This window comes from Acinetobacter sp. YH12095, assembly GCF_013419245.1.
Taxonomy (GTDB): Bacteria; Pseudomonadota; Gammaproteobacteria; order Pseudomonadales; family Moraxellaceae; genus Acinetobacter; species Acinetobacter towneri.
Window position 1 is genome coordinate 1 of record NZ_VPAL01000006.1, and the last position, 21,301, is coordinate 21,301.

The following is a 21,301-nucleotide window of genomic DNA, read 5'->3' on the forward strand; positions in this document are numbered from 1 at the left end:
TTCAGTTGTCTCAAAGGACGCGGGTTTAATCTTGAAAATACGCGCTTGACAGACCCTAGACGAGTGAAAAAATTGATTGCGGTGTTAGCTATAAGCTTCTGTTGGTGTTACTTAACGGGTGAATGGCAACATAATCAAAAAAAAGCGATAAAAATAAAGAAGCATGGACGACTCTCAATGAGTTTATTTCGCTATGGTTTAGACTATGTTCAAATGGCGATTCAGCGTTTAATTGGTTTTGGGAAAAAAGAAGAGTTTAAGGAAATTTTGGCAATTTTAAGAAAGCAGAATCCTGATAGGATAAGGGTTCTGTGAAATTTGTCGTGTACAGAGAAATCATTCACATAATTCCAAACAAAGTTCACCTCAGATGCTAATTTAATCAGCACCTTTGCGTGTTTGTCTTTTATGCGGAGTTTAAGTGTTTTCATGTGCTTATTTTAACAATAATATTTTAAGTAATGAACAACAAAGATATTTAATACGACATTCCATGTCGTATGGCTTACGCCAGTCGCTTATATCCTCGTGCTGAACCACGAGGTTTTACGCTCCAAGTGATAAAACTCGGTTCTAATGTGAGCAAATAGGCTTCATGTGCAATGCTCAAATAATCATACGGTTCCACTTCTAAAAGTTGTGCCAGATCAATCAGCAAGTCTTTATCCACTTGTTGTAGTTTGAGCTTGGGTTGTGCGGTGGATTGTTCCATCGTGGTTTGAGGCGCTTTGTTGTGCAGGAATTCATCGAGCAAAGCACTTGGAGTGTTTAGAAATTGCGCTGAGTGGATCTCTACATCGACCTGTTTGGGCACATGAATAAAAAACAGAATTTGGCTTAAATCTAAGCCATAAGCGCCCGATAAAGATTGTTTAGCCTGCTGAAATATATCCAGTAAAAGTTCAAGATGGTTGTATTGCAGCGTGTCATTGGAATTCAGCAGAGGATTGCCATAGATATGTCGCTGTTTAAAATAATCTGCAAAAATATTTTTAAATTGATGCAGACCGCTAGAATTGTTGGCTTGAGTGCGATAACGCCATTTTTCTATATTCCATTTATTTACTTCAGATAAATATTGTGCTTCATCTTCCTGTTCATTAAACAGGCTGCGTTGGCTTGAAACAGCTAAATAATCGACCCCAAGATATTCATTAAAGACCAGTACACAGGCATAATATTGCTCATAGAGTTGGAAAAACTCTTGAATGAGGGGTTTTTCAGGTTCTGAATATGTTCTAACATTTTATCGGCTTACTTTTTATTTTGGGATTTATGTTTTGAGCAATTGTTGTTTATATTTTGCTCAACCTCATGATTGTGTCAAAGCTGAGAAAAATGTCAATAAGACAAAACAAATTGTAGTCAAAGCTCACTTAAGTTGTTAAATTGTAATTAAAATCAATTCATAGAGGTGGGCTATGAGTGAATTAAACAGTGCACTAAAAGAAGACCAATTCTATAAAACACTTTTGGAAACCACGAATGCAATTCCGTGGCAGATTAACTGGAAAACCAAAGCTTTTAGCTATATTGGCCCACAACCCACAAGTTGAGTCTTTACTGGGTTGGACGCAAGACAGCTGGAAAACTGCACAAGATTGGATTGATCGGATGCATCCTGAAGATCGGGACAAGACCGTGAATATGTGTGTGAGTCTGTCCGATCAAGGCACAGACCACGAAGCGGATTATCGTGCCTTAACCGCTACAGGAGATTATGTCTGGATTCGTGATGTGGTGCATGTGATTCGTGAAAATAACGAAACTGTGGCGATTATTGGGTTTATGTTTGATATTTCTGCGCGTAAACAAATGGAGTTGGAACTCGAAGCGTTGAGTCGCAAAAATCTGGCTTTGAGCTTACAAGACCCGCTGACCTTGGTTGCCAATCGAAAGGCGCTCAGTGAGCGTATAGAAAACGAATTTAAACGTGCTGTGCGTCATCAACATGCATTGTCTCTCTTGTTTATCGACATCGACCATTTCAAGCCTTATAACGACAATTATGGACATTTACAGGGTGATCATTGTTTGATTAGTGTGGCGCAGTTGCTTAAACAACACTTTGCGCGTGCATCTGACTTTGTGGCTCGCTTTGGTGGTGAAGAGTTTGTGGTGCTATTGCCTGAAACACCATTGGCAGATGCTGTACAACTTGCTGAAAACTTTAGGCAGGCAGTATATGCGCTGGAAATTCCACATACCAAGACAGGGGAGATTACCCAAGTCACTGTGAGTATTGGCGTAAATAGCTATCATCAAAATCAGCAATATCACAATGTGGTCGACTTTCTGCATTCAGCCGATGAGTTGTTGTATTTAGCAAAAAACAAGGGACGCAATCAGGTGCAGTATTTGACACAGTCTTTTGTTTAGTTGAAATCTAAAAAAACAGCAAGCTTCGTGCTTGCTGTTTTTATTTATGCGTTGAAAAATAATTTTAAATGAGCGGTTTAGAATTAAATGGCTTAAAAGTTTGGACGATAATCAAAACTTTGTGCTGCACTGTTGTCCCGAAAGGCGCGCACAGGTTTTTTCGCTGTGGTTGCAGTGTTAATCATGTTGTTAGGAAAGACCTGAATATAGTTATTAAATAACTCGACATTGCGGTTATAAATAGTAATCGCAGCACCGACATTTTCGTTCTGCTCATCAATTTCATGCATCATTTTTAAATACAGTTGGTCGGCTTTGAGTTCAGGGTAATTTTCGACCACCACATTTAAGCTGCGCATCAATTCTTTGCTCAAGGCTTCAACACGTTGTAATTGGCTGACATCGGCATTGTTGATGTTTAGGTTCATAATATTTTGGCGCAGTTCAGTCACTTTTTCTAAAGTGCCTTTTTCCATACCTGCATATTGTTCGACCACTGGCGCAAGTTCTTCAAGCGTTTTTAACTTCTGTCGTTCAAAACTGGTCACATCTGCCCAAGCGCGGATGGTGGCGTTGTGGTGGCGTACGATGTTGTTACGAATCATGATGCCCAGCATCACCAAGACGATGACAACCAAAAGAAAAATTGCGATACCCATGTTTTGCCCCAAGACGATTTTCTTAGTCCAGAAAATCAATCAAATCTGTCTGTAATTGTTCTAAATAAGGTAATTTAAAAGTGCGTAAGTGTCCACGCAATGCGGAAATATCTTGAATATTTTTTGCTTTACTGGAAATTTCAAACAAGTTGCGATTACCTAAAAAACAGAGCGTGTTCCGCTCAGGGTGAAATAACAAATCACCTTGCTGATGCTGAAAAAAATCATCCAGTTTTAACACCATTGCAGGGCTGAGCGTACGCGCCAGTTGAATTGCATCACTGCCAAAAAAGTTGAGTTTTTGATTCAGGCGAATGTCACTGGTATGCCACGGCACATGATAAGGCGCACCAAAGGTTTTATTGTTTGAGGTAACGGCTAAACCTTGTAGCTGCACATCAAAGACAAATACGCCCGATAAATGCCGCACCACTTCACGCACTTTATAGTCATTGCCATTTTGATCTTTAATGCGGGTTTCACTGACATAGCGATATTCAAAGACCAAAACCTGATGTTGCTTGCCTTGTTGATCTTGCCAAACAGTACTGGCGTAACGGCGAATTTCATTGGACAGATTCCCTAAATTAAACAAGGGAAACAGACTTTTTAAATGAGCAATCAAATAAACGGGTTGTAGGGTTCGGGCAAGATGTTGCGGTGGTTGCTGCCATGCCAGTTGATAGCGCTGTGCAATGCTTTCTTGTTCTAAAAAAGTGATGACTTCTTCAATGGGGTCGTCTTGTTCATAGGTAATAAATGCCCAGAAGATACAGCCTAACCCAATCAGCAAGCAGAATTGCAGCCAAATATTACTCGGTTGAATCAAGAGCAATAAACAGAACAACACACCTATAATGCCAAGCAGGACAGGCAAAACATTTTCAAACTTGAGGGTGATGTCATCTTGCCAAGGGTGTAAGCCATCTAAAATATCTTGATGGCTTTGTGCTTTTTTTCCAATATCCCATAACCGCGCGATATTACGAAATACCCGTTGATTCTTCTTGCGTCGAATATGAATGGAGTGTTGCACGGAATCGAGCGGCATGGCGGTTTCTTTTACAGTTTGAAAATTAAGTCTGAGCTTGATCAATCAGCATGGCATCGCCATAGCTAAAGAAACGATAGCGTTCCGCCACAGCATGTTGATACGCCTGCATGACATTTTCACGGCTTGAAAGCGCAGATACCAACATTAATAAGGTGGATTCAGGCAAGTGGAAATTGGTGATTAGACGATCCACCACTTTAAACTGATAACCTGGGTAAATAAAAATTTGCGTATCACCCGACCACGCTGCAAGTTTGCCTGCATGGGCTTGGGCAGCACTTTCCACGGCACGGGTGGCAGTTGTGCCCACTGAAATAACTTTGTTGCCTCGTGCTTTGGTTTCACGAATCAGCGCTACGGCAGCTTCAGAAACTTCACACCATTCACTGTGCATGATGTGATTGGCAATATCATCGGTACGTACAGGCAGGAATGTACCTGCGCCCACGTGCAAGGTCACAAAGGTTTTTTGAATGCCTTTATCTGCTAGCTGTTGCAGTAAGGCTTCATCAAAGTGCAAGCTGGCAGTGGGTGCGGCAACACTAGCAAGTTTTGTTGGGTCGTTAAATACGGTTTGATAACGCTCGGTATCAATCGCTTCTGCTTCGCGGTTAAAGTAGGGTGGAATCGGCAACTGACCGTAGGCATCCAATACGTCTAAAATAGGCTGCGAAAACTCGACAATAAATAAGTTTTCATGGCGACCTTGTACGGTCACTTTTACAGCATCAGGCCCAATAAACAGTTCTGCACCTGCTTTTGGTGAGTTGCTGGCTTTAATATGGCAATGGGCAATAAATTGATCTTGCAGACGTTCTACCAAGACTTCCACTGCACCGCCTGTGGCACGTTTACCTTTAAGACGCGCTTTCATGACTTTGGTATCGTTAAGTACCAGTAAATCGCCCGCTTCGAGTAAATTCAGTAAGTCGGTAAATTGATGGTCATGATACTGACCTTGAGCATCAAGATGCAGCAGACGAGAGGCGCTACGACTTGCTAGTGGGTAACGAGCAATGAGTTCATCGGGGAGATTAAAATTAAAGTCAGAAAGCTGCATGATAAAAACAAGTTAGAACACTGGGAAAACTGCGCCTAGTATATGCTTTTTTAGGTTTTATGGATGAAATTGGTCGATTATAAATCAAAAAAATGACAGCTGATTTAATTTTAAACAATTGCAAAAAACTTGCGTTGACAAGCTGTCAAAAAAGTTTATTATACCCATCAACACCTACCCGAGGTGGTGAAATTGGTAGACGCGGCGGACTCAAAATCCGCTGTCAGAGATGACGTGTCGGTTCGAGTCCGACCCTCGGGACCATATAAAGGAAAAGCCCTCAAGCATATTAAGACTTGGGGGCTTTTTTATTGTCTGTATATTAATGGGTTGTGCCATTTTTTAGCTCCAGTCTTAATGATTCCATTAGCCACAATTCAGGTGGTCACTTTGGAAAATGAGTACCCAAATGAGTACCTGATTTTTCATTGGTACTCATGGTGGAATCAGATGCTAAGCTTAAATTATTAGATCAATACAATAATCAAATGTGATTGATCGGGTGTCTTATAGGGCTTGTAGTACTTAAAAGCTTTATTCACTATCTAAAGCTACTTTGATGACATCTGCAATTGTCTGAGTGGTGACGCCTCTTTTTCGAGCATTCTCAGAATGGAGCCAAGTTGCTAAGTCTTTATTGCCTTTAGATGCATTGCAGCCAATACAGCACAATGCAATATTGGATAAGGTTGTAATTCTTATATCGTTGATAATGTGTTCCCAAGACTTCTTATTAGCTCTTTCAGTGCCAAACTTTTTGCCGCAATATACACAGCACAGGTCTCGCTCCGAGACCGCATCTTCTATGTGCTTTGGTATTCCCCACGAATTTGCCATTTTAGGTTTTCCTTATTTTATGGCTCTAGTTGAATGAAAAATCCTAACCTTTGATAACTCACATTCATAAAATTTAGATCTAAGCATTAAATGAAATAGTTGTCATAACACTATATAAATGAGGGTGTAAAAAAACCAGCACCGAAGCGCTGGTTTTTTACATCACTAACTTAGGTTAGTTTTGCATCAACTTATTGAGCTGCATCAAGAGCAGCATTGAATGTTGGGCTTGGACGCATTACGGCATTCACTTTGGCTTGATCTACTGCGTAGTAACCACCGATATCAACCGATTTACCTTGTACTTCCGCAAGTTCAGCAACAATTTTGTCTTCGTTTGCAGCTAAAGCTTGTGCAAGTGGTGCAAACTTCGCTTTCAACTCAGCATCTTCATCTTGAGCAGCAAGTGCTTCTGCCCAGAATTTTGCCAAGTAGAAGTGGCTGCCACGGTTGTCCAGTTCGCCAGTACGACGTGATGGAGACTTGTCGTTATCAAGTAATTTGCTGGTCGCTTGATCAAGAGTTGATGCAAGTAATTTCGCACGAGTATTATCTTCTTTAATACCCATTTCTTCTAAAGAAGCAGCAAGCGCAAGGAACTCACCTAATGAATCCCAACGTAAGTGGTTTTCTTCAACAAGTTGTTGTACGTGTTTAGGCGCAGAACCACCCGCACCAGTTTCGTACATACCACCACCCGCCATTAACGGAACGATAGATAACATTTTCGCAGAAGTACCAAGCTCCATAATTGGGAACAAGTCAGTGAGGTAGTCACGTAAGATGTTACCTGTTACAGAAATGGTGTCTAAACCACGCGCAACACGCTCAAGTGTATAACGCATCGCACGAACTTGTGACATGATTTGAATATCTAAACCAGTCGTGTCGTGATCTTTTAAGTATTTTTGAACTTTCTTGATCACTTCGTTTTCGTGTGGACGGTACGGGTCTAACCAGAAAATTGCTGGCATACCAGAGTTACGTGCACGTGTTACTGCAAGTTTAACCCAGTCGCGAATAGGTGCATCTTTCACCTGACACATACGCCAGATGTCGCCTTCTTCTACGTTTTGAGTCATCAACACTTCACCAGTGTCAATATCAGTGATGTTTGCAACACCTGCAGCAGGAACTTCAAAAGTCTTGTCGTGTGAGCCGTATTCTTCAGCTTTTTGCGCCATCAAACCTACGTTTGGCACAGTACCCATCGTACGTGGGTCGAAGTTACCATTCCACTTACAGAAATTGATCATTTCTTGGTAAATACGCGCGAAAGTAGATTCAGGCATTACTGCTTTACAGTCGTAAGGTTTACCGTCAGCACCCCACATTTTACCGCCACCACGAATCATTGCAGGCATAGAAGCATCTACAATTACGTCGTTTGGAGAGTGGAAGTTGGTGATGCCTTTTGCAGAATCCACCATTGCAAGTGCAGGGCGGTGTTCTTGGCATGCGTGTAAATCTTCGATGATTTCTTCACGTAAAGAAGTTGGTAAGGTTTCGATCTTTTCATAAAGACCTGCCATACCGTTGTTGACGTTAATGCCAAGTTCTTCAAACAATTTACCGTGTTTTTCAAACGCTTCTTTATAGTAAATTTTCACACAGTGACCGAATACAATCGGGTGTGAAACTTTCATCATGGTCGCTTTTACGTGTAAAGAGAACAAAATGCCTGCTTCTTTACAATCATCCAATTCTTTTTCATAGAAGTCGCAAAGCGCTTTCTTGCTCATGAACATAGAATCGATGATTTCGCCGTCAAGTAACGCTACTTTTTCTTTCAGTACAATGGTTTCACCAGATTGAGTGATGAGTTCCATTTTTACGTTACGTGCGCGGTCAAGCGTCATCGATTTTTCGCCATGGTAGAAGTCGCCTTCATCCATGTGTGAAACGTGAGTTTGTGACCATTGCTTCCATTCACCCATAGAGTGCGGGTGTTTTTTCGCATAGTTTTTCACTGCAGCAGGTGCACGACGGTCAGAGTTACCTTCACGTAATACAGGGTTTACTGCTGAGCCTAAGCATTTGCCAAAACGAGCGCGTAAAGCTTTATCTTCTGCAGTATTTTCATTTTCAGGATAGTCAGGAATTGCATAGCCTTTTGCTTGTAATTCCTTGATACATGCAACTAACTGAGCAACTGAAGCACTGATGTTTGGAAGTTTGATGATATTGGTATCTGGATCTTGCGTGAGACGTCCAAGCTCTGCGAGGTTGTCGGCTACCTTCTGTTCTTCGCTTAGGTATTCCGAGAATTCAGAGAGTACGCGTGCTGCTACAGAGATATCACTCTTGACAATCTCGATGCCAGCAGGCTTAGTAAAGGTCTCAATGATCGGCAGTAGAGAGTAGGTCGCCAACAATGGCGCCTCATCGGTCAGTGTGTAAATGATTTTTGACTTTCCACCAGCCATATATAGCCCCTTGCTTTGATTGAGTTTTTTAGGAGCGAGATGATGACTCAGCCCCTGCGAACCGATTTGCCTAATTTAACCTTGAGAGTATCGACTCTCTATGCATTTCAGTCAACGTAATTACAGTGATGACGCCATTTCGCTACGAAATGATGTGTCGCATTTGTGCGAATCAAGACACGGTTTAATGTAAAAACGAGCCTATTTAAACCTAAAAATCGCCTTGAGTATTTAGTGTTGAAATACTAATCAAATCGTATGATGAAGATATGACATCAAAAATATATGTATATTTTATTATAAATTAACCAGTTGAGGGTTCGACTTAAGTCGAATGTTTGATAAATAACCGATGAAAATGATAGGTGGATATATTTATTCTATTTATTTTATATGTTTATCAATATGTTGCTTCTATTTTTTACAGTGTGATGCAATGTAAACTCTTGTATAGAAGTTGAGATTTTCTTCAAAAACGGAGGGAAATCTACAGATAAAAAGCCTGATTTATATTTTAAAAGTTTAGATCTATTTTTATGGTCCAAATTTTACAAAAATAAGCGTATTTTTTAGCGGGTTTGTAGCACCGTTTGATCCATCAAAAATCATAATCAAGCGTGAGCTAAACCCTTGTTAATCCATAGATGAAAAAATCAAGTAGTAAAGAAGAAATGCCGAGTTGTTACGCAGTTTTTTAAATTAGTTTGAAAGCTTGTGTTTTGTGTTAAAGTTTGTAGGTTAACTCTGAATTCAGTGGATGAGTTTTGTAGACAAAATAATTCATAGGCGCGGCACACTTTAATTAACGAGGCAAAAATGAAAATACAGTTGTTGGAAATTGGTCCTGAAACGGAGCAACTCAGTGCTTGCACACTCTCGTTATTATTGGGTGTACATACGCCAAGTAACCAAATTGATGGTTTTTTGAAGTTTGCCCGTCAAATGCTGCAAGTCGATCATGCCATTTTGACTTTTAAAAATGAGCCGTACATCTGGTATTCCACCAATCAAGTTTTTAAAGCCTTTCGTGCCAACCCAAACGCACGGTTAGACGCTTTCTTTCAAGGTCAGCAACTGATTGAACCTCAACATCCTCAATATGCAAATTTTGTGCAGCACATCGCAAGTTTGGGGATAGAAGCCGCGCGCCTAATCGCACTGGATTTACTCAAAACCGATGGCGAGTCGATTGGGCAGTTGTTGTTATTTGATCATCGTGAAGAAGCGTTTAGTTTAGGTGCTTTGCCGACAGTGGCGGAGTTTGCTGCAGGTTTGGTGCGTTATATTGAATTAAAAGTTGATTATGCAAGCTTAAAAGAACTGTATGAACAGCAGTCTGCATTGAATTTTAGTAAAACCAAATTTTTCCAAATTATTGCGCATGATTTGCGCGCGCCATTTCATGGCTTATTGGGGTTTTCGGAAGTTTTAGCGCAAGAGCGCGAAACTTTGGATGATTCTAGTATTCAAAATATTGCCGACTATTTATTCGACACAGCACAATCGACCTATAACTTGCTAGAAAGTTTATTGAATTGGGCGATGGCAGAGGGTGGACGCTTTGTGTATCACCCAATTAATTTTGAGTTAAAGCAATCGACCAAAATTGTTTGCGATGTGTTGAAAAGTTTGGCAATCAAGAAAAATATTGAACTGATTGATCAAGTTGAAGAAGGCATTAAAGTTTATGCCGACATCAATATGATTACCTCGGTGATTCAAAATTTGGTGTCGAATGCGCTGAAATTTACCTTTACCGATGGCACAGGCAAAGTCATTTTACGTGCAGAGCAAACAGAAACCAGTGTGGATATTTATATTCAAGATACGGGTTTGGGCATGACTGCACAACAACTCGAAACGCTGTTCGAGCCTAAACTTACTGTTAGTTTTAAAGGCACTGCAGGTGAAAAGGGTATTGGTTTAGGTTTGGTGTTGTGTAAGCGTTTTGTCGATTTGAACCACGGGCAAATTGTGGTGGAATCGAAAGAAGGTGTGGGAACGACTTTTAAAGTCAGTTTGCCAATTGCGACCAGTAGCCATCAAGTATTAAGTAAAGAAGCGTTATTATCTGAGAAAACTTAATTTCAAAGTTTATATACAAAGCAAGCAAAAGCCTGTGGATGTTTAAAATCATCCACAGGCTTTTTTTATCGTGATCAATTTAGATCAACTCTTGCATTATTGAATGTTTTGAATCGGACTACCACCCAACGCTTGCAATAAAGTCACATAGGCGTTGTATTGGTTTTGCTTGGTCTGCAATAAACTTAAACGTGCATTGCGGGTGGTTTCTTGTGTATCTAGCAGGTTTTTTAAGGCAATCGCACCATGCCGATAACGCACCTCAGTTAAGCGTTCAGTTTTCTCTGCCAGTGCTAAATTGCGGCTTTGCAGCGCGACTTGTTGATTCAGCGCGGTTCGTGCTGACAGTGCATTTTCAACATCAGCAAAGGCTTGGTACAAGGTTTGTCGATATTGCACAATGGCTTTTTCATATTCCAGGGCATTGACTTTTAAATCACGCTGCATATCGTTCCATTGTAAAAACGGCAGTGTTAGCCCTGCGCCTAGAGTAGCAATTGGATTCTTGAGCGCATCACTTAAAGAAGTGTGTGCACCAGTACCAACACCTGTACTGAGTGTGCCTGTAAGACTGATGGATGGGTAATAACTGGCTCGATTGGCATCTTTATTGGCCAAGGCTTTACGTAAACGTAATTCGGCTGCACGTAAGTCGGGACGACGTGACAGCAGTTCTGCAGGTAAGCCAGCAGTAATATTCGGTAAACGAACAGCGGCTAAACTCTGTGGTTCATTGATATTCAACATTTGCACAGGTTGATGCAGTAAAACTGCCAAGGCGGTGCGTGTTTCAACTTTTTGCTGTGCAATTTGGCTCAAGGTTGATTTTTGACTTTGCAGGGCTTGTTCGGCTTGGTTTAAATCCAATCCTGAAACTGCACCCGCGCGATATTGCGCACTGACCAATTGATACGTTTTTTGCGTACTGGCAAGGTTTTGTTGTGCGACAACATAGCGTTCATTTAAATAACCCAATTGCCAATATAAGTTGGCAGTGGTTGCAATCAGGCTTTGTGCGGTGGCTTGTAAGTCTTGTTCGGTGGCTAAGGCTTCCCAACGTGCAGCTTCAGTCTGATTGGCAAGTTTACCGAATAAGTCCAATTCATAGCTCAGTCCGGGATAATTCAGCGAAATCCCACGCGCTGTATCACCATTGCCCTCTAAACTAAATTGATGCCCTGTAGAAATACCTGCATTGCCAATCCGGACACCTTGCTGACTTTGGCCTTGTTTTGCTTGTAATCTGGCTTGTTGTAAATTCAGTCCTGCAACCGCGAGGTCACTGTTACGCGCCAAGACTTGTTCAACCAATTGATTTAAAGCAGCATCGTGAAAGAGTGTCCACCAACGGTCTGTATTTAGTTGTGCAAGGACTTGCTGGCTTTTTTGCTGCTGCTCAAACTGTTGAGGAATATTTACAGCAGGTGCCTGATAAGGTGTTTTGACTACGGCTGCACAACCCACTAAGCTGCTGCCAAGAAAAAGCGCAGTGACGAGTTGGCTGAATTGTCGTGACTTCTGGTTAAATCGCATCATCATTCCTTACTCTAATTCCTTATTCTCTAGATAGCGCATCGACAGGGTTCAGTTGGGCAGCATTACGTGCAGGAATAAAACCGAACACAATTCCAATCAGGCTTGAACAGACAAAAGCGGCTACAATCGAGGTGGTGGAGTACGCCATTTGAAAGGTTCCACCTGCCACATGATTAATCAATTGCCCAATTCCGAGTGCGAGCAAGACGCCAAGTACACCGCCTAAAATACACACTAAAATGGCTTCAATTAAAAATTGCTGCAAAATATCGCTTTGTCGTGCGCCGACTGCCATGCGTACCCCAATTTCTTGGGTGCGTTCTGTGACAGAGACCAACATGATGTTCATTACGCCAATTCCACCGACCACCAGTGAAATCACTGCAATAGCAGAAACCAGTAAGGTCATGGTGGCGGTAGTTTGTTGGATGGTTTCACGGATACTGTCGGCATTTTGAGTAAATACATCCTGCGCACCATGACGCTGTACCAACAGACTTAGGATGGCATTTTCTGCTGCAGCACTTGGATATTCATCTTTGACTCGTACAATAATGCTGCGCACATGGCTTTGGCCAAGCATGCGGCTCATTACCGTAGAGTAGGGCAAATACACATTTAAGCTGTCGGCATTGCCCATCATGCTTTTTTGTTCTTCGACCACGCCAATAATACGGCTGGGTACGCTGCCCAATAAAATTACTTGCCCGACAGGGTTGCTGCCATCACTAAAAAATGTATTTTTGGTGTTGTGATCAATCACCACATCTTGCGCTTGTTCCAGCACGCTGTGTTTGTCAAAAGGCTGACCCGACTGGAAGTTCATGCCGCGCACATAGAAAAAGTCTTCGCTCACACCATTGACTGTGGCAGAAGCCTCGGTGTCTTTAAAACGTACTGTGACGTTGCTATTGACCGATGGGCTGACCCCATCCACATAAGGTTGTTCTGCCAAAGCATCGGCATCGGCAGGAATTAGGGTTTTAAGCTGAGATGAGCGCGAGGTATCACCAAAACCACGCCCCTGAAACACGGTAATGGTGTTGGTACCTAAACTGCTGATGTTCTCTAAAATTTGTTTCTGTGAACCATTGCCAAGTGCCACAACAGATACAACCGAAGCGATCCCGATAATAATCCCGAGCATGGTTAAAAAGGTGCGCATGCGATGCGCATTCATCGCCAGTAGCGCCATGCGGAAGGCTTCACCTAAACGATCAAATACAGAACGCCAAGCTGAAGTTCTTTTTTGTGGTGAATGTTGCAAAGTTTGTTGGGTAATATCATCTTGATCGGCAGGTGTGTTGGGCTGATCAGAAATAATAAGCCCGTCACTGATTTCAATAATCCGTGTGGCATTTTTAGCGACATTATGGTCATGTGTGACCAAGATGATGGTGTGACCTTTGGTATTTAGCTCACGCAAAATCCGCATCACTTCAATACCGCTATTCTTGTCGAGTGCACCTGTGGGTTCATCGGCAAGAATCACATCGCCACCATTCATCAAGGCACGTGCAATGGATACACGTTGTTGTTGTCCACCTGAAAGCTGACTTGGGCGGTTTTGGGTTTTATCGGCTAGACCTAAGTCACTGAGCAGCGCAGTCGCGCGTGTTTGTCGCTCTTCAACATCGGCACCTGCATAAATTGCAGGCACTTCGACGTTGCCCGCAGCGCTTAAATCACCCAATAAGTGATAGCGCTGGAAAATAAAACCAAAATATTCACGACGTAGCTGTGCCAATTCATCGGCTTCAAGTTGTCGGGTTTCGCGTCCTTTGACTTTATAGCTGCCCGTGGTGGGTTGATCCAAACAGCCCAAAATATTCATGAGGGTGGATTTTCCCGAACCCGACTGACCTACAATCGCAACCAATTCACCTGGGTAAATCTTCAGGTCAATGCCTTTGAGAATCTGCACTGTAGATTCACCCGCAGGGAATTCACGGGTCAGATTGGTGACCTCTAACAGAGGTTGTGACTGACTCATCTTACATTCTCACTGATGGGCCAACACGACCACCACGCTTCGCCGCATCATTTGAGGTATCAGAACCATCGGCAATAATGACTTGATCGCCCAGTTTTAAGCCACGAATGACTTGTACCGTTGCACGGTTGTTTAAGCCAAGCAATACCGATTGTGGACGAGCTGAACCATCAGCTTGCAGTACACGTACCATACCTAAAGAGGCTTTACCTTGATCAATCAAGGCTTTTTCATTGGCAGTCAACTCCAAGCGGGCAGGGCGTTTGGCAGAGCTAGCATTGGTATTGTCGCGCTCAGCACGTACGTTGCTGTCTGAATTATTGCTGTTGCCACGACTGCGTGAACGGTTTGCACCTTGTACCGCAGCAGCAGGAATGGTCAGCACATTGCGTGCCTCTGCCAATACAATGGACACTTGTGCGGTCATATTGATGCGTAGCTTGCCGTCTTCATTTGGTACGTCAAATAAAGCGTTGTAGTACACGGCAGAACTTGAAGATGATGAGGTGTTGTTATTGCTTTCGGTATTGATGGATTTGGGTGCAGGTTCTACCTGACGTAAAGTAGCATAATGTTTTTTCTCACTGTTGCCCAAGGTGGTGAAATAGACCGTTTGTCCCTCTTCGACCTTCATTACATCCGCTTCAGAAATTTCTGCTTTTACAGTCATGGTGTCAAGTTTGGCTAATTTAACAATCGTGGGCGCACTTTGATTGGCGTTCACGGTTTGACCTTCTTCGGTCACAATTGCAACGACAGTGCCATCCATTGGGGCAAGAATACGGGTATAACCTAAATTTTCTTTAGACGTGTCTAAAGTTAGGCGTGACTGTTCAATTTGAGCATTAATGGCAGCAATTTCTGCTTGTGCAGTTTTATAGTTGGCTAAGGCAGTTTCAAGTTCGGCACGTGAGGTCGCATCTTGCGCATACATGGCTTGTTGACGCTGATATTCTGCTGCGACTTTGGCGAGATTGGCTTGTCGAACCGCCAATTGTGCCTGTTGGTTTTTAATACTGGCCTGCGCTGTTTTAAACTCATTTTCCTGTCGTACGGAGTCAATTTGGGCAATCAACTGTCCTTGTTTGACTTGATCGCCTAACTGAACATACATTTTTTTGACTTGACCTGAAACTTGCGCACCAACACTGACCATTTTGGTGGCTTCAAGTACGCCTGTTGCCAACACCGCACTTTCAATATCTCCACGGCTCACTTCGGCAGTAATGTATTGCGGTTGTTGTTCTTTGGGTTTTAAAAAATACCAAGCGGCAAATGCCAGCATCAGCGCAATGATAATTCCCGCAATAAGTTTGGTCGATTTTATTTTTGGCATGAGTCAAAAAACAGAAAAAGAAATTAAAAGGATTATAGAAGTGAAATAAGGATAAATCGTGAATTTTTTGAAGAAACTGCAAATGAGAATTATTTATTAGTGGTTTGAGCTAGATTTAATACAGTCTGAGTACGGTATTACATCCATAAAAAAAGTGAAAATAGCATCTGTTAACGAGGTGGGGTAGTTTGTTTCATCTCTATGATAATTTTATGAATTTTTATGATAAATGCTGAAAAATACAACTATGGTCTAAGTTGCTTAAAAAACCTTATTTTCTATATGGATTTAAGAATTAAAAGCAGCTAGTATTAAATTCCATAAAATAATTATGGATTTAATCATTAGGATAATACGGCATCGGGACGATGCAATAAAACATGACTTTAAGCAAAAAATCTGAGGGGTAAATCATGGAGTGGAGTGAGAAATTTAATATCGGAATTGATGTGATTGACAATCAACATCGACAAATTCTGGACTATATTAATGCGCTGGAAAAAATTCGGGCGACAGGTGCGCGGGAGCAAATCAAAGAAGTCTTGGATGACTTGATTGACTATACGCAATCGCATTTTAGCTTTGAAGAAAACTTGTTGTCACAGGTCAATTATCAATACTTACCATCACATCGTGGTATTCACGAACTCTTTGTGAAGCGTTTGAATGATTGCCGTCAGCGTTTTGCCAATGGCGAATCGGTAGAACATGATTTGTATCGTTTGTTGTCTAAATGGTTGATTAACCATATTCAGCATGATGATCAGGATTATGTCGATGCGGTACGCGACAATATGCTGCATTATTTGCGTTCGCAGGAACAGAAAAAAGGTAAAAGTTGGTTTGCACGTTTCTTTAGCTAATCCTCTGAAAAGCAGATGATTTTAAAAATTATTTGATGAAGTCTGCTTAATTAAGCCGAGTGAGAAGCAAACAGCGTTTTACCACAGAGTTCTGTAATGGCTTGTAGCACCAAATGTTCAGGGTTTTCCTTGGACATCCCTTTGATGGCGGCATCAATACGCAATAATAGGGCGGGCCATTGCAAGAAACTATTTGGATTTAAACGTCGCAAAGCTTGCTGATAAACACTGACTTTGTTTTTCCAAATACCCAGTTGCAAAGCATTTTGTGGTTGTTCAAATAATTGCATCAGTAAGCGCATTTCTTTGCTGATGCTCCACAAAATTAAACTCATGGCTTCACCCGAAGCCATGAGGTATTGAAAAATTTTCATAGCTTGCGCTAGATTTCCCGTCAGTAAAGCATCATTTAAATCATAAGTGCTATAACGGGATTGATCTTGTAAACAGGCATGTAAATGTTCAATCTGAATCTGCTGAATTTCAGGAAAGGTGTCACTGACCCGCATTAAGCTATTTTTGGCAGCCAAAAGGTTGTGTTCATGATGTTGTTCCAACCATTGCCACGCATCATGTCCCAATTGGATGCCAAGCTTTTCTGCCTCCAAACCTAAAATCTGCTGCCGATCTTTAGGATAATTCGCCGTGAGTGCAACATTGACCCCATTGGCATCAATCAACTGAAAAAAACTGGATTTCAGACTATTGTTGTCTTGTTTCGGCATTACCACCAACAGCAAGTTTTGTTCATTGTGTTGAATATAACTTTTCAGTTGTTTTAGTGTGCTGGCATCAGGCTTGATATTGCCGTGTACTTCAACCGCCAATTGACTCGAAAACAGTGACAGACTGTTTAAGGCATTGAATACATTTTTCCAATCGCTAACGCTATTTAAATCATAACGCTGACGTTCAATATCCTGTTTTTGCCAACTGGCACGAAAAGCATCCAGCAAGTTTTGTTCGAGTAAGGGTTCTTGACCATGCAAAATCCATACGCCACGTGCTTCATCGACACGTTTGAGGGCTTGTAGATAGTCAAGTTTCATAAAAAATTCGCACTCGAAAACTTATTTAGGGTTTGAATACACAGGTGGGTTGACCAAAGGTAAACGATTAGATGAAATTTGACGCACAATTTGCTGTGCTACATCATCAATAATGACTTCTTTTAAGAATTTTTGTTCCTGATCATCGGTATTCACAGTTGCGACATCGTATTGATAACTGCGCGTTGCCATGACGGTACGAGGTTCGGTGATCGGGTTGCCTTGCGCATCTTCAATACGGAAAGTCACACTCAAACGCAATAAGGTTTCTACCAGTTTGCCATTCAATTCCAAGCGACGTGGCGTATAGTCAAGTACACGCAGTACATAGGCATTAGGGTCATTGCTGAGTTGTACGCCCGCTGTACCCATGTGAATGGAAAGTTTTTCTTCTAATTCTTCAGCATTGCTCGGTAAAGCCAGACTCATTTTTGAATAAGCCACAGGTGCAATGCTTGGATTGGTGCCTTTAAGATGAAAACCGCAGCCGACTAAGCTAGCACTGAGTCCACAAGTTAAAACAATGACTGCTAGACGTTGGCTAAAGTGCATGTGCTGTCCTCTGTAATATTCTTGAAAGTTTAAAAGCGGAAGTTGAGAATATCTTGATTGTAGGTGCAAAGCTCGTTGACTGACAACGGGCTTTGTTTGGAAATTGTTTTAATTCCTTTTTTGTAGGAGGGTTTAGGGGGATTGTTTTATAAAATCCCTCCAAACCTCCCTTTAAAAAAGGGAGGTTTAAAAGCACTTAAACCACCAAATTCACTAGCTTATTCGGTACCACAATTTCTTTCTTGGTTGGCCCAGTCAAGAATGGTTGTACTTCTGGTAACGCTTTGGCAAGTGCAAGAATGTCTTCTTTAGATGTATCTACCGCTACATCAAGCTTGCCGCGTAATTTACCATTTACCTGCACCACAATCGTTTGAGTATTGCGGGTTAATGCAGACTCATCGACCACAGGGAATAGGGTAGAGGTTAATTCAATTCCGAACTCTACCAATAAGGTTTGGCTCAAGTGTGGTGCAAATGGCGCAAGCAAGGTCAATAAAGTCACAATTGCTTCACGTTCAACCGCAAGGTCTTGTTCGTTCTGCGCTTCAAACTTGTTGCAAGCATTCAAGAGTTCCATCAATGCTGCAATTGCAGTGTTGAACGCATGACGACGCTCAATATCATCGCCCACTTTTTGAATGGTTTCATGGGTTTTGCGACGTAAGTCTTGTGCTGCTGTAGCAAGTTTGCTGCTGTCTATTGCAGTTGCATTGCTGCCTTTTTCAAGGAAACCTGCCGCCAAACGCCAAACACGTTTTAAGAAGCGGTTCGCACCTTCAACACCTGCATCTGACCATTCTAAAGACTGATCAGGTGGTGCAGCGAACATCATAAATACACGTGCAGTATCTGCGCCGTATTGGTCAATAATGGCTTGCGGGTCGATACCGTTATTTTTCGATTTCGACATTTTTTCCTGACCGCCAACAATCACAGCTTGACCATCGCCCATGTATTTTGCAGAAAGAACACGACCTTTTTCGTCTTTTTCAAGCTCGATATCGGCAGGGTTAAACCAAGTTTTCTTGCCGCTTTCTGCTTCGCGGTAGAAGGTGTCAGCCAAGACCATGCCTTGAGTCAGTAAGTTGGTAAATGGCTCATTGCCTTGTACCACGCCTTCATCACGCATAAGTTTGTGGAAGAAACGCGCGTACAATAAGTGCAAGATGGCGTGTTCTACACCACCAATATATTGATTAACTGGTAACCAAGTTTGCGCAGCTTCTGGTTTGACCATACCACCTGTAAAATCTGGAGATGCATAACGTGCATAATACCAAGATGATTCTACAAAAGTATCTAAGGTATCGGTTTCACGACGTGCTTCGCCACCACAGCATGGGCAAGTAGTTTGATAGAATTCAGGCATTTTATTTAACGGGTTGCCTGAGCCATCTGGCACAACATCGGTAGGTAAAATGACAGGAAGCTGATCTTCTGGAACTGGAACTTGTCCACATTTTTCACAGTTGATCATCGGAATTGGGCAGCCCCAGTAACGTTGGCGTGAAACACCCCAGTCACGTAAACGGAATTGTACTTTTACATTGGCTAAGCCTTGTGGCTCTAATTTCGCTAAAAGTGCATCAAAAGCCGCTTGGAAATCTAAACCATCAAATTCGCCTGAATTGACCAGTTTACCTTCTTTAGAACCGTACCATTCTTGCCATTGGGTTGTGTCAAAGTCCGCATCGTCTGCACCTTTGGCATCAATCACCTGAATAATTGGCAATTGGAATTTATTGGCAAACTCAAAATCACGCTCATCGTGTGAAGGTACAGCCATCACCGCGCCAGAACCGTAAGACATCAACACATAGTTGGCAATCCACACAGGTAATTCTTTACCTGTTACTGGATGCTTCACAAATAAGCCAGTCGCCATGCCTTTTTTCTCGGCAGTGGCAAGGTCAGCTTCTGCCACAGAACCCATGCGGCATTCTTCAATAAAGGCTTTTAATTGTGCATTGTTTTCTGCTGCTTTTAACGCCATTGGATGTTCTGCAGCAACAGCCACATAAGTTGCACCCATTAACGTGTCAGCACGCGTTGTAAATACAGTCAGACCATCTGCATAAATTTCAGGATTTGCCGATGGGAATGTGATTTCCATCCCTTGCGAACGCCCAATCCAGTTGCGTTGCATGGTCAAGACTTGCTGTGGCCAGCCATCTTTTAAAGTTTCTAAATCGTCTAATAATTCTTGGGCATAATCGGTAATGCGGAAGTAGTACATTGGAATATCGCGTTTTTCTACCAATGCACCTGAACGCCAACCACGACCATTTTCGACCTGTTCATTGGCCAAAACTGTTTGATCGACAGGATCCCAGTTGACTGTCGAGAGTTTGCGATAAATTAACCCTTTTTTATACAGTTGCACGAATAACCATTGTTCCCAGTGGTAATACTCTGGGGTGCAAGTGGCAAATTCACGATCCCAATCTACTGCCAAACCTAGTTTTTTCAATTGGTCGCGCATGTAGGCGATATTTTCAAAAGTCCATTTAGCTGGGGCAACCTGATGCGCAATCGCTGCGTTTTCAGCAGGTAAACCAAAAGCATCCCAACCCATAGGTTGCAAGACTGTTTCACCTTTTAAACGGTGAAAACGGCTAATTACATCACCAATGGTGTAGTTACGCACGTGACCCATGTGCAGTTTGCCGCTTGGGTAAGGGAACATCGAGAGGATATAACGATGTGGACCTTCGACTGTGTCGGCAACTTTAAAGGCTTTACGAGATTCCCAGTCGCTTTGGACTTGGGGTTCAATCGCACTGGCTTGATATTCAGGGTCAATGTGAGTAGTCATAAGGTTAAATCAGGAATAAACGGTTAAAAAAAGTGTGTCACACAGCATAGCGCAAAATGCAGCTAAATTGAATTTTGCGCGTTGGATTGTGCAGGAAAATTTAAGCGAGTCGTACTTTATGGCTTAAAACTTAAAAAACTTGTGGGTTGGCACGTTCTTGTTGTGCCTGATTTAAAGCTGCATTGGCTTCACGTTGTTGCTGATCCATAGCTGGATTTCCTGCAGGATGATTTGTGGTTGGTGTCGCTTGTTGGTTTGTTGCATTTGCAGCAGTAGGCTCAGGGTTCGCAGTAGAATTTGCAGGAATGGCAACAGTAGGTGCTGAATTTTTCCAGCCGTAGGTATCGACTTTACCTTTTTTCTTGGCTGTTTTTGGCGGCGGTGTCGTGGTGTAATGGGTTGAACCATTTGCATCGACCCACTTGTAATATTGTTTTGCAGAAACTGAGCTAGTGGCAAAAATTAAAATCAAGCTTGCAGAAAGACAACTCAAGCGGATCATTGGCGTTTTCATGTTTGGAAGTCCTGAGCAAAAAGGGTAAATGGCAGAAAACCAATTACAAAAAATCATGTTGGCTAAATTTTAGCAATAATTCCCCATGAAGCTAGGATTTATTGACAATTTTTCGATGATTTTTATCTGCAATATCGCCT

15 protein-coding genes, 1 tRNA gene and 2 pseudogenes are annotated in these 21,301 nt (G+C 42.1%); 5 read left to right on the top strand and 13 right to left on the bottom strand.

Going from position 1 to position 21,301, the window contains the following annotated elements; translation table 11 throughout:
- Nucleotides 1-315, top strand: a pseudogene (locus FTU35_RS06180) (IS4 family transposase); the annotation flags it as partial.
- Between the two features lie 190 nt (nt 316-505).
- Here the strand turns inward: FTU35_RS06180 and FTU35_RS06190 are convergent.
- Nucleotides 506-814 (bottom strand): hypothetical protein, encoded by a 309-nt coding sequence (locus tag FTU35_RS06190; protein ID WP_180008994.1) that lies wholly within the window; start codon nt 812-814, stop codon nt 506-508.
- 607 nt (nt 815-1,421) lie between these two features.
- Here FTU35_RS06190 and FTU35_RS06195 point away from each other — a divergent pair.
- Nucleotides 1,422-2,379: pseudogene (locus tag FTU35_RS06195) on the top strand (diguanylate cyclase).
- Nucleotides 2,380-2,471: 92 nt separating this feature from the next.
- Here the strand turns inward: FTU35_RS06195 and FTU35_RS06200 are convergent.
- The 3 genes from FTU35_RS06200 to queA are packed head-to-tail and all read right to left on the bottom strand — an operon-like array spanning nt 2,472 to nt 5,152.
- Nucleotides 2,472-3,038, bottom strand: a complete 567-nt coding sequence (locus FTU35_RS06200) for a LemA family protein (RefSeq protein WP_163141230.1) — start codon at nt 3,036-3,038, stop codon at nt 2,472-2,474.
- 22 nt (nt 3,039-3,060) lie between these two features.
- Entirely contained in the window at nt 3,061-4,089 is a 1,029-nt protein-coding gene (locus FTU35_RS06205) for a hypothetical protein (RefSeq protein ID WP_179988694.1), read from the bottom strand.
- A 25-nt stretch (nt 4,090-4,114) separates the two neighbouring features.
- The gene (gene queA, locus FTU35_RS06210; RefSeq protein ID WP_179990699.1) at nt 4,115-5,152 is read right to left on the bottom strand and encodes a tRNA preQ1(34) S-adenosylmethionine ribosyltransferase-isomerase QueA; all 1,038 of its coding nucleotides are present in this window, start codon (nt 5,150-5,152) and stop codon (nt 4,115-4,117) included.
- A gap of 177 nt (nt 5,153-5,329) precedes the next feature.
- On the opposite strand from queA, the gene FTU35_RS06215 reads away from it, so the two are divergent.
- Nucleotides 5,330-5,416, top strand: a tRNA-Leu gene (locus FTU35_RS06215).
- Between the two features lie 270 nt (nt 5,417-5,686).
- Here FTU35_RS06215 and FTU35_RS06220 read toward each other — a convergent pair.
- Nucleotides 5,687-5,989, bottom strand: coding sequence for an HNH endonuclease (locus tag FTU35_RS06220; RefSeq protein WP_180064595.1), 303 nt, complete (start codon nt 5,987-5,989; stop codon nt 5,687-5,689).
- Between the two features lie 191 nt (nt 5,990-6,180).
- A complete protein-coding gene (locus FTU35_RS06225) occupies nt 6,181-8,415 on the bottom strand; it encodes an NADP-dependent isocitrate dehydrogenase (RefSeq protein WP_180064596.1) in 2,235 nt (744 codons plus the stop codon).
- 816 nt (nt 8,416-9,231) lie between these two features.
- Here FTU35_RS06225 and FTU35_RS06230 point away from each other — a divergent pair.
- A complete protein-coding gene (locus tag FTU35_RS06230) occupies nt 9,232-10,500 on the top strand; it encodes a sensor histidine kinase KdpD (RefSeq protein ID WP_004974961.1) in 1,269 nt (422 codons plus the stop codon).
- A 96-nt stretch (nt 10,501-10,596) separates the two neighbouring features.
- Here FTU35_RS06230 and FTU35_RS06235 read toward each other — a convergent pair whose 3' ends face one another.
- The 3 genes from FTU35_RS06235 to FTU35_RS06245 are packed head-to-tail and all read right to left on the bottom strand — an operon-like array spanning nt 10,597 to nt 15,365.
- Nucleotides 10,597-12,033, bottom strand: a complete 1,437-nt coding sequence (locus FTU35_RS06235) for an efflux transporter outer membrane subunit (protein WP_180064628.1) — start codon at nt 12,031-12,033, stop codon at nt 10,597-10,599.
- 22 nt (nt 12,034-12,055) lie between these two features.
- Nucleotides 12,056-14,029 (bottom strand): MacB family efflux pump subunit, encoded by a 1,974-nt coding sequence (locus FTU35_RS06240; RefSeq protein WP_179995046.1) that lies wholly within the window; start codon nt 14,027-14,029, stop codon nt 12,056-12,058.
- A 1-nt stretch (nt 14,030) separates the two neighbouring features.
- On the bottom strand, nt 14,031-15,365 hold the full coding sequence (locus FTU35_RS06245) for an efflux RND transporter periplasmic adaptor subunit (protein ID WP_180064597.1): 1,335 nt from the start codon (nt 15,363-15,365) through the stop codon (nt 14,031-14,033).
- 413 nt (nt 15,366-15,778) lie between these two features.
- On the opposite strand from FTU35_RS06245, the gene FTU35_RS06250 reads away from it, so the two are divergent.
- Nucleotides 15,779-16,228: a bacteriohemerythrin gene (locus FTU35_RS06250; protein WP_004974971.1), complete on the top strand. Its 450-nt coding sequence runs from the start codon at nt 15,779-15,781 to the stop codon at nt 16,226-16,228.
- Nucleotides 16,229-16,278: 50 nt separating this feature from the next.
- On the opposite strand, the gene holA is transcribed toward FTU35_RS06250, so the two are convergent.
- The 4 genes from holA to FTU35_RS06270 form a co-directional block, all read right to left on the bottom strand.
- On the bottom strand, nt 16,279-17,277 hold the full coding sequence (holA, locus tag FTU35_RS06255; RefSeq protein WP_180051775.1) for a DNA polymerase III subunit delta: 999 nt from the start codon (nt 17,275-17,277) through the stop codon (nt 16,279-16,281).
- A 21-nt stretch (nt 17,278-17,298) separates the two neighbouring features.
- A complete protein-coding gene (lptE, locus tag FTU35_RS06260; protein WP_180043942.1) occupies nt 17,299-17,829 on the bottom strand; it encodes an LPS assembly lipoprotein LptE in 531 nt (176 codons plus the stop codon).
- Between the two features lie 196 nt (nt 17,830-18,025).
- A complete protein-coding gene (gene leuS / locus FTU35_RS06265) occupies nt 18,026-20,647 on the bottom strand; it encodes a leucine--tRNA ligase (protein WP_180064598.1) in 2,622 nt (873 codons plus the stop codon).
- 130 nt (nt 20,648-20,777) lie between these two features.
- Nucleotides 20,778-21,149, bottom strand: a complete 372-nt coding sequence (locus FTU35_RS06270; RefSeq protein ID WP_372238842.1) for a DUF4124 domain-containing protein — start codon at nt 21,147-21,149, stop codon at nt 20,778-20,780.
- Nucleotides 21,150-21,301 lie beyond the last annotated feature (152 nt).

What these genes read in the sequence shown, in the direction of transcription:
- FTU35_RS06230 (WP_004974961.1), top strand. Translation starts at nt 9,232, where the DNA reads ATGAAAATACAGTTGTTGGAAATTGGTCCTGAAACGGAGCAACTCAGT.
- leuS (WP_180064598.1), bottom strand. Translation starts at nt 20,647, where the DNA reads ATGACTACTCACATTGACCCTGAATATCAAGCCAGTGCGATTGAACCC.
- FTU35_RS06240 (WP_179995046.1), bottom strand. Translation starts at nt 14,029, where the DNA reads ATGAGTCAGTCACAACCTCTGTTAGAGGTCACCAATCTGACCCGTGAA.
- FTU35_RS06245 (WP_180064597.1), bottom strand. Translation starts at nt 15,365, where the DNA reads ATGCCAAAAATAAAATCGACCAAACTTATTGCGGGAATTATCATTGCG.
- lptE (WP_180043942.1), bottom strand. Translation starts at nt 17,829, where the DNA reads ATGCACTTTAGCCAACGTCTAGCAGTCATTGTTTTAACTTGTGGACTC.
- FTU35_RS06225 (WP_180064596.1), bottom strand. Translation starts at nt 8,415, where the DNA reads ATGGCTGGTGGAAAGTCAAAAATCATTTACACACTGACCGATGAGGCG.
- queA (WP_179990699.1), bottom strand. Translation starts at nt 5,152, where the DNA reads ATGCAGCTTTCTGACTTTAATTTTAATCTCCCCGATGAACTCATTGCT.
- FTU35_RS06220 (WP_180064595.1), bottom strand. Translation starts at nt 5,989, where the DNA reads ATGGCAAATTCGTGGGGAATACCAAAGCACATAGAAGATGCGGTCTCG.
- holA (WP_180051775.1), bottom strand. Translation starts at nt 17,277, where the DNA reads ATGAAACTTGACTATCTACAAGCCCTCAAACGTGTCGATGAAGCACGT.
- FTU35_RS06270 (WP_372238842.1), bottom strand. Translation starts at nt 21,149, where the DNA reads ATGATCCGCTTGAGTTGTCTTTCTGCAAGCTTGATTTTAATTTTTGCC.
- FTU35_RS06200 (WP_163141230.1), bottom strand. Translation starts at nt 3,038, where the DNA reads ATGGGTATCGCAATTTTTCTTTTGGTTGTCATCGTCTTGGTGATGCTG.
- FTU35_RS06235 (WP_180064628.1), bottom strand. Translation starts at nt 12,033, where the DNA reads ATGCGATTTAACCAGAAGTCACGACAATTCAGCCAACTCGTCACTGCG.
- FTU35_RS06205 (WP_179988694.1), bottom strand. Translation starts at nt 4,089, where the DNA reads ATGCCGCTCGATTCCGTGCAACACTCCATTCATATTCGACGCAAGAAG.
- FTU35_RS06250 (WP_004974971.1), top strand. Translation starts at nt 15,779, where the DNA reads ATGGAGTGGAGTGAGAAATTTAATATCGGAATTGATGTGATTGACAAT.